Source organism: Anaerococcus octavius (genome assembly GCF_900445265.1).
In the GTDB taxonomy this organism is placed as follows: domain Bacteria; phylum Bacillota; class Clostridia; order Tissierellales; family Peptoniphilaceae; genus Anaerococcus; species Anaerococcus octavius.
In genome coordinates this window covers 981420-994299 of the sequence record NZ_UFTA01000002.1, presented here as the reverse complement: position 1 = coordinate 994299, position 12880 = coordinate 981420, and the positions used below count along the sequence as shown (strand labels likewise).

Sequence of the window (12880 nt, the reverse complement as noted above, 5' to 3'; positions counted from 1 at the left end):
GAACGGCGGGGTATTATCCCGCCTTATTTATTAGGAGAAAAGATGGAGAAAAATTATATTTACACATCAAATCATGGCTATGAGCTTGATGTAACGATAGGAAAATTTGCAGAACAGGCTAATGGCGAATGTTACATAAAAAGTGGGGACACTTCTCTTTTAGTAACTGCAGTAGCTAGTGAAAAACCAAGAGAGGGCATAGACTTTTTTCCGCTAATTTGTGATTTTCAGGAAAAATTATACGCAGTAGGAAAAATCCCAGGAGGTTTTTTAAAAAGAGAAGGTAAAGCATCCGATGAAGCAACCCTTATTTCTCGCCAAATGGATAGACCTTTGCGCCCACTTTTCCCAGAAAATTATTACAATGATGTGCAAGTTATTGCTACAGTACTATCTATGGATGAAGATCATTTACCAGATTGCCTATCCACAATAGGAGCAAGCATTGCCCTAGGTACATCTGATATACCTTTCGATGGACCAGTTGCAGCAGTTTCTATTGGATATGTGGATGGTGACTTTGTTGTTTTTCCAAATGAAGAACAAAGAAAAAAATCTGAACTTGATTTAACAGTTGCAGGTAGTAAAGATGCTATAAATATGGTTGAAGCAGGTGCAAATGAGCTAAATGAAGCACAAATGCTAGAAGCTATGCTACTTGCTCATGAGGAAATTGGACATATTTCTGACTTTATCCAAGATATTATTAATGAGGTAGGCAAAGAAAAAAATCTAGTAGAAGTAGTGGTAGCATCTGAATTAGAAGAAAAAATCACTTCTGATTTTGCCGAAGATATTAAATCATCAATTAGAACTACAGATAAAATGGAACGTGGTGAAGCTATATTTAACATAGAAGAAGCTGCTAAAGAAAAATATTTAGAAGACTATCCTGAAAGTGAAGACGAAATTCATAGAGTGATTGATGATATCATGAAAAAAGAAGTTCGTCGTATGATTTCTATTGATAAAATTAGACCAGACGGTCGTGATTTAAAAGAAATCAGACCACTTTCAGCTGAAGCCGGACTTTTACCAAGAGTACATGGATCAGGTTTATTTAAACGTGGTCAAACACAAGTTTTATCAGTAACTACTCTAGGTTCACCAGCTGATGTTCAAATAATCGATGGACTTAATCGTGAAGAAATTCAAAAAAGATATATGCACCAATATAATTTCCCACCATTTAGTGTAGGGGATGTAAAACCACTACGTGCGCCAGGTCGTCGTGAAATTGGCCACGGTCATTTAGCAGAAAGAGCTTTAGTACCAGTACTGCCAGATGCAAGCGACTTCCCATATACAATTAGAGTTGTATCAGAAGTTTTAAGTTCAAATGGATCTAGTTCACAAGCATCAATTTGTGGATCTACACTTTCACTAATGGATGCAGGTGTGCCAATTAAAAAACCAGTTGCAGGTATAGCAATGGGACTTATCAAAGAAGAAGATTCAATTTCTATTCTTACAGATATCCAAGGTCTAGAAGATCACTTAGGAGATATGGACTTTAAAGTTGCCGGAACTCGTGATGGCATAACAGCTTTACAAATGGATATGAAGATTTCCGGGATAACTCGTGAAGTTTTAGAAGAATCACTTGCTAATGCAAAAGAAGCTAGAATGCAAATTTTAGATCTTATAGAAGCAACTATTGAAAAACCAAGAGAAGATATATCCGATTACGCACCAAGATTATTTACAATTGATATAGATCCAGAAAAAGTTCGTGATGTAATAGGTTCAGGTGGAAAAACAATTAATAAAATAATTGATGAAACAGGCGTAACTATAGAAACAGAAGATGATGGACATATTACAGTTGCATCAACTGATGGAGCAAGTGGTAAAAAAGCAATCGAAATGATCCATTCAATTGTAACTGATCCTCAAGTTGGAGATGTTTATACAGGAAAAGTTACTAAAATTATGAATTTCGGTGCCTTTGTAGAAATTGCCATAGGAAAAGAAGGGTTACTACACATTTCACAAATAGATCATACAAGAACTGATAAGGTAGAAGATGTACTTTCTGTTGGTGATGAAGTAAAAGTAAAAGTTACAGAAATAGATAGGCAAGGAAGAATTAATCTTTCAAGAAAAGCTCTTTTAGAAAAACCAGAAAGAGAAGACAAAGAAGATTACAAAAATAATTCAAAAGCAGAAGCTTGGCCTGCTGATGAAGATCCAAGAAATAAGTAATAGAAATTTAATAAATAAGCTGCCATGATATGGCAGTTTATTTTTTAGCCTTGATATAATATAATTTATAATGAGGTAGATTATGACAAATAGTAAAAATGACAATAGAATAAGAAAAAAATCTACAAGTAAAGCTCCCAGAAATAAAGCTAAAAAAAAGAGGGAATGGACTTTTAATTTCAATATATTTTCTCTTGTGATGATGGGTCTATCCTTATTTTTATTTATATTTATATTTTCTTCAAATACAGGCAAACTTGGAAATGCAGTAACTAATGGATTTACTAATATCTTTGGTAAGTTAGCACTATTTTTCCCACTTATAGTATTTGTAAGTTTTCTTTTTGCTTATAGAGATAAATATAAAGATAATATTAAAAACTTTTTGCTTTTATATTTACTTTTTATAACTACTCTTGCATTTATGTCCAAAGCATATGTTAGAAATGATTTAAATTGGACAATAGACCATAATATTTTAAATGCAAAGAATTCTGGCGGTATGATGGGCGGATTTTTTGCCTACTACATAGTAAACTTTTTAGGAACTTTAGGCTTAGATCTATTATTTGGCATAGCTATATTCTTGTTTGTAATTGGGATAAGCCCTCTAACTTATGGAGAATTTTTTATAAAGGTTAGTGATATGCTAGTATTTATAGGAAGTAAAATTTCAAGTTTATTTACTAGCCTTAAAGAAAAAGGAAATACCAATTTAGATAATAAGCAAAACTCCAAAGTAGAGAAAGTAGAAATTCCTAATGATAACAAAGATTTAGGACCAACTTTAGAAGAAGACCTGCCTAAATCTAATTCAGAGCCAAAAAATCTTGTCCACGAAGAAAAAACTGAAAAACCTAAAAGAAAACCAATTCAAACATATGATTTTTCCAAAGATGGAGATATAGAAGTAAGAAGTTATAAGTCAAAACAAATTGAAATGAAAGATATTGATGAGTCTTTCAAAAAAGATTTTGATAATTACAATTATCCACCAATAGACCTATTAGAAGATAGGTCAGATGCTGGATCAATTGATGAAGGCGAAATTAAAGAAAAAGCAGTAGCTATAGAAGAAACTCTAGAAAGTTTTGGTATAGAAGCAAAAGTTGTACAAATCGATGTAGGACCAACAGTAACTTGCTATGAATTAAAACCACAAAGAGGGGTAAAGGTAAGTAAGATATTAAATCTTGCAGATGATTTGGCTTTATCACTTGCAACAAGTGGGATTAGAATATTAGCACCTATTCCTGGTAAAAGCCATGTAGGGATAGAAGTACCAAATGATAGCAAGGAAATAGTTGGATTTAAGGAGATAATATCTACTAGCAAGTTTGCAAATGCTAAGTCAAAAATCCCCTTTGCTATGGGCAAATCTATAGCAGGAGATCCTGTTGTATCTGGCATTGAAAAAATGCCCCATTTATTAGTCTCAGGTGCTACTGGTTCTGGTAAATCTGTTTGTATAAACACAATAATAATGAGTATCTTATACAAACATTCACCAGATGAAGTAAAACTTTTAATGATTGACCCGAAAGTAGTAGAACTTTCTGTCTATAATGGGATTCCGCATTTAATTATGCCTGTTATAACTGATCCTAAAAAAGCTAGTTCCTCATTATTTTGGGCTATTTCTGAAATGGAAAAAAGATATAAGGCCTTTCAAAAATACCATGTTCGTGATATAGAAGGTTATAAAAAAGCAGCAAAATCTGATGAATCTATGGAAAATTTACCATATATAGTAGTAATTATAGATGAGCTTGCAGACCTTATGATGACTGCAGCTAGTGAAGTGGAAGATTATATTATGCGACTAGCTCAAAAATCCAGAGCTTGTGGTATACATTTAGTAATAGCAACTCAAAGACCAACAGTTGATGTTATTACAGGTACAATAAAAGCAAACATTCCATCAAGGATTTCATTTGCAGTTACAAGTCAAACTGATTCTAGAACAATACTTGATGTATCAGGAGCAGAAAAACTTTTAGGAAAAGGAGACATGCTTTATGCATCTAGCGATTCAATGAAGCCACTTAGAATCCAAGGAGCCTTTGTATCTGATAGTGAAGTTTTAAATGTAGTCGACTATATCAAAAAGGAGACCCAGGCAAATTATAACAAAGAGGCTATAGAAACAGTAGAAGAAAATTCTCAAGTAAAAGAAGTAGATGATGAAGATGAATTAATAGATGAAGCAACACGCATAATAATCGAAGAAAATACAGCATCTGTTTCACTTTTACAAAGAAAATTAAGAGTAGGTTATGCTAGAGCTGGTAGAATAATTGATCAGCTTGAAGCAAAAGGTGTAGTAGGACCTTATGAAGGTAGTAAGCCAAGAAAAGTTTTAGTAGATAGAACTTATATTGAAGGAGAATAAAATGAATATAGCTAATAAAGTTACATTATCAAGACTGATTTTAATTCCAGTATTTGTTTGGTCATATTATTTTTATAGAAGGAGTTATGATGTTGCTGCTATTATTTTTATAATAGCATCCCTTACAGATGCCTTAGACGGGCATCTTGCTCGTAGCCGCAATCTAGTAACAACTTTTGGTAAGTTTGTAGACCCTTTAGTAGATAAATTACTTACAATGGCTGCATTTTTAGTTTTGGTAGAAGATTTAATAATACCAGGCTGGGCAGTAATTATTATAATTGCAAGAGAACTTACTATCACAGGATTTAGAACTCTAGCTGCAGACCAAGGAGTTACTATTGCTGCAAGTAAATGGGGAAAGGCAAAAACTTTTAGTCAAATGACAGCTCTTGTGTGTTTACTTTCTGCTCACGATGCATTAAATATTGTAGGGATTTATATATTTTATATAGCAGTTATTTTAACATTGATATCAGGTATAGATTATATAGTAAAGAATAAAGAAATACTAGATTTAGAAAATATTTAGGAGATAATTATGGATAATGATAAACAAAAAGCTTTAGATCAAGCCTTTAAAAATATAGAAAAAAAATATGGTAAAGGTTCAATCATGAAAATGGGGGAAGCCCCAAAAGTATCTGTATCAGCTATACCAACAGGTGCTATTAACCTTGATATTGCTTTAGGTATTGGTGGTATTCCAAGAGGAAGAGTAATAGAAATATTTGGACCTGAATCATCTGGTAAAACAACTCTTGCGCTTCATATGATTGCAGAAGACCAAAAAGAAGGAAATATGTGTGCATTTATAGATGCAGAACATGCTATGGATGCAGAGTATGCTAGAAATTTGGGTGTTGACATAGATAATTTAATTCTTTCACAACCTGATACAGGAGAACAAGGATTAGATATTGCAGAATCTCTAGTACGTTCTGGTGCAGTAGATTTAATAATTATTGACTCAGTAGCTGCCCTAGTTCCAAGAGCAGAAATTGAAGGAGAAATGGGAGATAGCCACGTAGGTTTACAAGCAAGACTTATGAGCCAAGCTTTAAGAAGACTTACAGGTGTAATTGCAAAATCAAACACAACAGTAGTATTTATTAACCAATTAAGAGAAAAGGTTGGTGTAATGTTTGGTTCTCCAGAAACAACAACTGGTGGACGTGCCCTTAAATTTTATTCTTCAGTAAGACTTGATATTCGTAGAATAAAGACCATTACTGAAGGAGATAATTCTATCGGTTCACGTACAAGAGTAAAGGTTGTAAAAAATAAAGTTGCACCTCCATTTAAGGTGGTAGAATTTGATATTATGTATGGAACAGGCATTTCTAAATCAGGAGTTATATTAGATACTGCGGTAGAAATGGATATAGTTGATAAAGCAGGCTCTTGGTTCTCCTATGATGGTGAAAAACTTGGACAAGGTCGTGAAAATGTAAAAACATATCTAGAAGAAAATCGAGACATAATGAATGAAATAGAAGGAAAAATTAGATCTACTCTTAGAAGCGAAGAGGAAGATGGCGATCTTTTTGAAGATGAAAAAGATGGTCAACAAAGTTTAGATACTGAATAAAAAAGGGGCTGTTGCAAAAGTCCTAATATAGAAAAAAGACGAGGAAACTGAAATCCTCGTCTTTTTCTGATACAATGTATTTATGAAAACCGTTAAAAATACATCATCATTAACTAATTTTACGCTAGTTAATGATACTATTCAATTAAAAATGAATTTTGACACTGAAATATATGTCAAAGATGATGTTAAGTTAAGGCTTGTAAAAAATATAATCGAAAGGATGGATTTATCTGAAATAAAAAAAGTCTACTCATCATTAGGAAGAAAACCTACAGTAAACCCAGTAACAATGCTACAAATAATAATATTTTGCTACTCAGAAGGAATATTCTCATCAAGAAATATAGAAAAATCATGCAAATATGATTTGAGGATAAAATACCTTTTAGATGGAGAAAATCCACCAGATCATAGTACAATAAACAGATTTAGACAAAAAATCGTAGAACTAGCACCAAACTTGTTAAACCAAATGATTCAAATACTAATAGAAGAAAATCAAATAGACTTATCAAGCATCTACATAGATGGAACAAAAATAGAAGCCTACGCCAATAGATATAGTTTCGTGTGGCGAGGAAGCATTGAAAAATGGCAAAAGAAACTAAGAGTAAAAATAATAAAGCACTTTAATTTAAATAGAGAACTAACACCATCACAGGTATTAGCAGTAGTAAGAATAGCATTCAATCAGATAAGTACAGAATGTACAGAAAATAAAATAAACTTTGTACATGGACAAGGAAAAAGAAAACACCAACTCCAACGAGACTATGAAAAGCTCAAAGATTGGAAGAACAAACTAGAAAGCTATCAAAAACATATAGAAATAATGGGAGAGCACAGAAACTCCTACTCAAAAACAGACCATGATGCAACCTTCATGAGAATGAAAGAAGATCATATGAAAAATGGTCAATTAAAACCAGCCTACAACATCCAACTAGCAAGTTCCTCAGGCTTCATCATAGGAGAAAATGTATCCCACCATCCATCCGATATGTACACCTTAAAACCATTTCTAAATAAATTACTCAAAAACCACCCCGACAAACTAAACAAGATAGTAGCAGATTCAGGATATGAAAGCGAAGAAAATTATGTTTTTCTTGCAGAAAACAAGCTCTTATCATACATAAAACCATCCAACTACGAACAATTAAAAACTAGAAAGTATAAAAAAGAAGAATTCAGAAATAGTCTAAGATATGATAAAACATCAGACAAATACATATCAAAAGAAGGCAAAGAATTCATAAGGTGCACTGATAGATACAGAAAAAGAAAAAGCGGATACACAACAACCAGCAAAGTATACAGATGCTTTAACTGGAACAAAGATGGTCAGAAGACCAAAGGAATCTACATAGCAGAAATCTTTCAAAAATATAGGAAAGAATCCTTAGAAAATATAAGCTCAGACCAAGGAATAGAAGAAAGAATAAATAGATCAATCCAAGCCGAAGGAGCATTTTCCAAAATAAAATCAGGACTAAAATACAACAGATTCCACCATAGAGGAAAATCAAATATAATAAGTGAAATATGCCTCTTATCAATGGCACTAAACCTAAATAAACTGGCATCCAAAATAGAAAACAAGAATTTAGAACTCATAAAATACAAAGCTGCTTAAGAAAAAAAATATTAAAAATCTTAGCTGTATTAATTGAGCCTATTTTTATGAAAAATGTGGATAAATTCATTTTCATATTAAAGAAAGATACAGAATTTAATGGCTTGATACCAATATACACGAAAAAAGGTAATGAGCAGAATAGATTTACCTATTCTGCAACACCACCTTTTTTTAATTATAAAAATGATAATTGATTGCTATTTCTGCTAGATAATTTTGAAATAGAAATACCAATTAGTCTTATATATTCATCATTATAAGCTTCATTTAAAAGTTCACTAGCAGCTAAGTAAATATCTTCTTTTTTGTAAATGGGTTCTTGGAGAGTTATAGCTCTAGTTATTATTTTAAAATCACTATTTTTTAATTTGATATTAACAGTTTTACCTTGTAGATCTTTGATTACTAAGTCTTCTTGTATTTTTTTCGAAATTTCTTTTAAATAATTATTTAAAATATTTATATCATTAGTATTATTTTTAAAAGTTCTTTCTCTACCTAGAGATTTTCTAATTCTGCTAGGATTTATTTCTCTATCATCCTCACCTCTGATTACCCAATAAATATATGAGCCATGTTTGCCGAATAGATCAATTAAAAAATCTTCATTCAGTCTTAATAAATCTGATATAGTATATATTCCAATATTTTTTAACTTTTCTACGCCGTGCTTGCCCAGACCGTGAATTTTTTTAATATCTAAATCTAATAAAAGATCAGGTACATCTGATTTTTTTATTTCTTTAATACCGTGTGGTTTATTCCAATCACTGGCTAACTTTGCCAGAAACTTATTATAAGAAATACCTATAGATACATTTATTTGTGTATTTATATAAACCTCATCTTGGATATTTTTTGCAAGAGATAAGGGATCTTTGTTATTAATTTCTAAATAAGCTTCATCTATAGAAACTTGTTCAAAATTGTTAGAGTATTTTTTTATTATTTTAAAAACTTCTATAGATTTTTTTCTATAATAAGGATGGTCAACTGGAACTAATACCAAGTTTGGACATAATTCTTTTGCCATAAAAACGGGCATAGCAGAATGTAAACCATATTCTCTAGCTTTATAATTTGCGGTTGTAATAATTGATTTATTAGATAGACCACCTACAGCTAAAGGATAAGTTTTTAGTTTTGGATTTCTGATTTCTTCGCAAGAAGCATAAAAAGCATCACAATCAATATGCAAAATATTATTCATCTTATCACCTATGTCACTATACTTTAAATTAGTGGGTATATATATGAAAAGCGTGAAAGGATGATTTTATATGGATGATTTAAATGAAGATTATTTAGAAAGATTAAAAAACGGTAAAACCATTACTATTCCACTTCACGAGGAAAGAGTAAGGATTAGAAAAGAAAAAAAAGTTGTAGAAGAAATTGTCATTAAACGTGAAAAATATATAGAAATGCAAACTATTAGAGTGCCAATTAGAAAAGAAATAATGACAGTTGATGATAGTAAATTAAATTATGATGATATTGAACAATAAATATAAATTATTGTAAAACTTTGAAATATTTTAATATTTATGTTTAATAAAAATATCTAGGGGGTATATAGCTACTAGAACAAATTAGACAGTAAGTCTAGAAATAAAAAGGAGATTATAATGGCAAATTTTGAAACATTTAGAACAGAAGATGAACTTTTAGCAAGAATTGATCAACTTAGATCTCAAGGATTTAGCGATAGCGAATTAGAAGTTATTTCAGCTAATGAATTTGATAATGATAATTTAAGATATTACGGAATTTCCGATAGAGCAAATAGAGACACATTAGATCCAGACTATAACGGGATTTATGCTTATTATACAGGCGAAGATTTAGATCCAGCTTACTTTGGAGACTTTGGATTTGATAGAACTGTTTCTGACGATGCTTTAGCAGCAGTTGAAAATGGAAACTATGTATTAGCTATCGAAAGAGATGGATTCTTAGATGATCCAGAATACGTAGATACAGCTTACGATCAAAGAAAAGATTATATTGATGATGATATTCTTCAAAGAGATGACTTATCTAAATTAGATAAAATCAAACTTCACGAAGAAAGACTAAGAGTAAATAAAGAAAAAGTTCAAACTGGTGAAATCGGACTTAAAAAAGACGTTGTAACAGAAACTCAAGAAATTGATGTACCAGTTGAAAAAGAAAGAGTAACTGTAGAAAGACATGCAGTAGAAGGCGATGCAGTTGATGGATATAACTTTGATGAAACTGCTGATGAAATCAGAATTCCAATTCACGAAGAAAAAGTATCAGTAGACAAAGAAGCATATGTAACAGAAGAAGTAGATGTAAATACTGAAACAGTTACAGAAAACCAAAAAGTATCTGATACTGTAAGAAAAGAAAAATTAGATGTAGTTGAATCTGGTGACGTAAAAGAAGTAGATTCAGACGAAGATCACCTATAATAAGATAAAATCATCAAGCCCAGGTTTAGCCTGGGCTTTTGTTTTTTTAGCTAGCTATAATGCTACTCTTATAGTAAAATTAAGCTATGAGAATAGATAAGTTTTTAAAAAATTCAAGAATAATAAAACGTAGACAAGTAGCAAAAGAAGCCTGTGAAAATGGTAGGGTTTTGATAAATGGAAATACAGCAAAGCCAGGTTCTCTAGTAAATGTGGGAGATATAATTGAAGTGACTTTTGGTAAAAGTAATTTGAAAGTAAAAGTTACAAATCTTATAGATGGAGCTAAAAAGTCGACTGCAGAAGAAATGTATGAGGCTATAGATGGTTAGAGGAAATTCTTATAAAAAGAGAAGAAAAGCAAAAAATAGAAGATTTCTGTTAAGTATATTTCTTATACTACTCATATCATCTATTTCCTATATATTATTAAATAGGATTATGAATGCTGAAATAAATAACTTAAATACAGAAATCAAATCTACACAAAAAAAACTAGATGATGTAAATAAAGAAATAACCAGCTTAGAAAATGATTATGAGATAAGAAATACTGACCAGTTCAAGGAAAAAGTAGCTCAAGAGAGACTTGGAATGGTTAAAAACTCTGATAAAAAAGAAAATGATCAAAAAAAGGCAGAAGCAAATAAAGAATCAGAACAAGAATCAGTAGATAAAGAAATAAGTAATGACGATAATTGATAGATTTTTATTCAATATAAAAACATATAATCTTTTAGAAAAAAATGATACTATAATTATTGGTGCCAGTGGTGGACCAGATAGTCAGTTTTTAGTTTATCTTTTTAATCAAATAAAAGAAGAATACAATCTAAAAATTATACTAGCCCATCTAAATCACTTACATAGAAAAGAAGCATCAAATGATGAAAATCTGTTGATATCTACTGGAGAAAAATTAGGTCTGGAAGTAAAAGTAAAAAGAGCAAGTATGGACGAATTTGCCAAAAATAATAAAATATCTGCAGAAGATGCTGGTCGTAGGCTAAGGTATGATTTTTTTTATAATCTTGCAGACAAATATGATGATGCAAAAATTGCAGTTGCTCATAATATGAATGATCAAGCCGAAACCATGCTTTTTCGAATGATTCGTGGTACTGGACTTGATGGGCTATCTGCTATGGATTACAAAAATGGAAAAATAATTAGGCCTATTTTGTCTTTTGAAAAGTCAGAAATTTTAAAATATTTAGATGAAAATAATATTGAATATGCAATAGATGCTACAAATCTAGAAAATGATTATAGCAGAAATTATATAAGGAATGAAATTTTTCCAAGGCTTTCTGAAATAAATTATAATGCTATTTCAAATTTTTTTAATCTATCGAATAATATAAAGAATGATTTAGAAATTATTGATGAAATTATAGAAGAAATTTATGGGGACATTACTATTAGTGAAGGTGCTTATAGAATTAAATTTGATAGAAAAAAGTTTGAGCTTATTTCAGATGCTAAAAAATCTAGAGTCTTAAGAATAGCCATTAATAAATTAAAGGGAAATATAAAAGATTTCTCTAGGATCAATATTAATAAATTTTTAAGCTTAGAAAAACTTGAAACTGGCAAAAAAATTATTAAAGATGATATTATTTTTACTAAAAATTATAAAAGCTATGATTTGGAACTCATAGTTGGTAAAAAAGATAGTCCTAGCATATGTAAGATCAATTTGAATGAAGAAATTATTTTTAATGGCAAAAATATAAAAACATCAAAAGTCTCAGAAAAGACAAATAAGTCGAAAAATGTTGGATATTTTGATATGGATAAGCTATTATTTCCCTTATTTATAAGAACAAGAAAAAATGGGGATAGATTTTATCCTTTGGGAATGAAACATAGCAAAAAAGTAAAAGATTTCTTTATAGATGAAAAAGTAGATAAAAATACAAGGGATGAAGTCCCCTTGATTTTGTCAGATAATAAAATAATTTGGGTGGCAGGATATAGAATATCAGAAGAATTTAAAGTGGATAAAGGTACAAAAAATATTTTGAAAATTGAGGTAGCAAATGATTAGTGATACAAATGAAATTATAGAAAAAGTTTTGATTGATGAAGAAAGTTTAAATCTTAGAATAAAAAAACTTGCTTCATATATAAATGAACATTATAAAGATGAAGATACCCTTATAATGGTAGCTATTTTAAAGGGATCTGTAATGTTTATGGCAGAGCTTGCAAAATATATAAAAGTTGATACTAATCTAGAATTTATGGCTGTTTCTTCTTATGAAAGTGGGACTGAAAGTAGTGGAAATGTCAAAATTTTAAAAGATTTGGATACTGATATAACAGATAAAAATGTATTAATAGTTGAAGATATAATAGATACTGGACATACATTATTGAAACTTAAAAATAATTTACAAAAAAGAGATCCAAAAGATATAAAAATCATAACATTACTTGATAAGCCTGAAAGAAGAGAAGTAGAAATCAAACCTGATTGGTATGGTTTTAAAATACCAAATGAGTTTGTTGTAGGATTTGGCCTTGACTATGACCAAAGATTGAGAAACTTGCCATATATCGGTGTATTAAAAAGAGAAGTTTACGAAAAATAGGTCGCTTTGGCCTAT

The 12880-nt window shown here is 30.6% G+C and carries 12 protein-coding genes; 11 read left to right on the top strand and 1 reads right to left on the bottom strand.

Going from position 1 to position 12880, the window contains the following annotated elements; genetic code table 11:
- Nucleotides 1-42: 42 nt before the first annotated feature.
- The 5 genes from DY249_RS05020 (at nt 43) to DY249_RS05000 (ending at nt 7827) form a co-directional block, all read left to right on the top strand.
- Nucleotides 43-2205: a polyribonucleotide nucleotidyltransferase gene (locus DY249_RS05020; protein ID WP_115595385.1), complete on the top strand. Its 2163-nt coding sequence runs from the start codon at nt 43-45 to the stop codon at nt 2203-2205.
- An 82-nt stretch (nt 2206-2287) separates the two neighbouring features.
- Nucleotides 2288-4597, top strand: a complete 2310-nt coding sequence (locus tag DY249_RS05015; RefSeq protein ID WP_115595384.1) for an FtsK/SpoIIIE family DNA translocase — start codon at nt 2288-2290, stop codon at nt 4595-4597.
- A 1-nt stretch (nt 4598) separates the two neighbouring features.
- Nucleotides 4599-5129 (top strand): CDP-diacylglycerol--glycerol-3-phosphate 3-phosphatidyltransferase, encoded by a 531-nt coding sequence (gene pgsA / locus DY249_RS05010; RefSeq protein WP_115595383.1) that lies wholly within the window; start codon nt 4599-4601, stop codon nt 5127-5129.
- A 9-nt stretch (nt 5130-5138) separates the two neighbouring features.
- Entirely contained in the window at nt 5139-6188 is a 1050-nt protein-coding gene (recA, locus tag DY249_RS05005) for a recombinase RecA (protein ID WP_101540824.1), read from the top strand.
- A gap of 82 nt (nt 6189-6270) precedes the next feature.
- Nucleotides 6271-7827 carry an IS1182 family transposase gene (locus DY249_RS05000; protein ID WP_115595382.1) on the top strand — a complete coding sequence of 519 codons (1557 nt, stop codon included), beginning with the start codon at nt 6271-6273 and terminating at the stop codon, nt 7825-7827.
- A 178-nt stretch (nt 7828-8005) separates the two neighbouring features.
- Here DY249_RS05000 and DY249_RS04995 read toward each other — a convergent pair whose 3' ends face one another.
- Nucleotides 8006-9040: a DNA polymerase IV gene (locus tag DY249_RS04995; protein ID WP_115595381.1), complete on the bottom strand. Its 1035-nt coding sequence runs from the start codon at nt 9038-9040 to the stop codon at nt 8006-8008.
- Nucleotides 9041-9110: 70 nt separating this feature from the next.
- On the opposite strand from DY249_RS04995, the gene DY249_RS04990 reads away from it, so the two are divergent.
- The 6 genes from DY249_RS04990 (at nt 9111) to hpt (ending at nt 12865) form a co-directional block, all read left to right on the top strand.
- Nucleotides 9111-9338 carry a DUF2382 domain-containing protein gene (locus tag DY249_RS04990; protein WP_115595380.1) on the top strand — a complete coding sequence of 76 codons (228 nt, stop codon included), beginning with the start codon at nt 9111-9113 and terminating at the stop codon, nt 9336-9338.
- 120 nt (nt 9339-9458) lie between these two features.
- Nucleotides 9459-10268 (top strand): YsnF/AvaK domain-containing protein, encoded by an 810-nt coding sequence (locus DY249_RS04985; RefSeq protein ID WP_115595379.1) that lies wholly within the window; start codon nt 9459-9461, stop codon nt 10266-10268.
- Between the two features lie 86 nt (nt 10269-10354).
- The gene (locus DY249_RS04980) at nt 10355-10600 is read left to right on the top strand and encodes an RNA-binding S4 domain-containing protein (protein WP_115595378.1); all 246 of its coding nucleotides are present in this window, start codon (nt 10355-10357) and stop codon (nt 10598-10600) included.
- Nucleotides 10593-10970, top strand: a complete 378-nt coding sequence (locus tag DY249_RS04975) for a septum formation initiator family protein (protein ID WP_115595377.1) — start codon at nt 10593-10595, stop codon at nt 10968-10970. The genes DY249_RS04980 and DY249_RS04975 overlap by 8 nt, the downstream gene beginning before the upstream one ends.
- Entirely contained in the window at nt 10957-12318 is a 1362-nt protein-coding gene (gene tilS, locus DY249_RS04970) for a tRNA lysidine(34) synthetase TilS (protein WP_115595376.1), read from the top strand. The genes DY249_RS04975 and tilS overlap by 14 nt, the downstream gene beginning before the upstream one ends.
- Entirely contained in the window at nt 12311-12865 is a 555-nt protein-coding gene (gene hpt / locus DY249_RS04965) for a hypoxanthine phosphoribosyltransferase (RefSeq protein WP_101540972.1), read from the top strand. The genes tilS and hpt overlap by 8 nt, the downstream gene beginning before the upstream one ends.
- The last annotated feature ends 15 nt before the right edge of the window (nt 12866-12880 follow it).

What these genes read in the sequence shown, in the direction of transcription:
- DY249_RS04990 (WP_115595380.1), top strand. Translation starts at nt 9,111, where the DNA reads ATGGATGATTTAAATGAAGATTATTTAGAAAGATTAAAAAACGGTAAA.
- DY249_RS04980 (WP_115595378.1), top strand. Translation starts at nt 10,355, where the DNA reads ATGAGAATAGATAAGTTTTTAAAAAATTCAAGAATAATAAAACGTAGA.
- DY249_RS04985 (WP_115595379.1), top strand. Translation starts at nt 9,459, where the DNA reads ATGGCAAATTTTGAAACATTTAGAACAGAAGATGAACTTTTAGCAAGA.
- DY249_RS05020 (WP_115595385.1), top strand. Translation starts at nt 43, where the DNA reads ATGGAGAAAAATTATATTTACACATCAAATCATGGCTATGAGCTTGAT.
- DY249_RS04975 (WP_115595377.1), top strand. Translation starts at nt 10,593, where the DNA reads ATGGTTAGAGGAAATTCTTATAAAAAGAGAAGAAAAGCAAAAAATAGA.
- pgsA (WP_115595383.1), top strand. Translation starts at nt 4,599, where the DNA reads ATGAATATAGCTAATAAAGTTACATTATCAAGACTGATTTTAATTCCA.
- DY249_RS05015 (WP_115595384.1), top strand. Translation starts at nt 2,288, where the DNA reads ATGACAAATAGTAAAAATGACAATAGAATAAGAAAAAAATCTACAAGT.
- tilS (WP_115595376.1), top strand. Translation starts at nt 10,957, where the DNA reads ATGACGATAATTGATAGATTTTTATTCAATATAAAAACATATAATCTT.
- DY249_RS04995 (WP_115595381.1), bottom strand. Translation starts at nt 9,040, where the DNA reads ATGAATAATATTTTGCATATTGATTGTGATGCTTTTTATGCTTCTTGC.
- recA (WP_101540824.1), top strand. Translation starts at nt 5,139, where the DNA reads ATGGATAATGATAAACAAAAAGCTTTAGATCAAGCCTTTAAAAATATA.
- hpt (WP_101540972.1), top strand. Translation starts at nt 12,311, where the DNA reads ATGATTAGTGATACAAATGAAATTATAGAAAAAGTTTTGATTGATGAA.
- DY249_RS05000 (WP_115595382.1), top strand. Translation starts at nt 6,271, where the DNA reads ATGAAAACCGTTAAAAATACATCATCATTAACTAATTTTACGCTAGTT.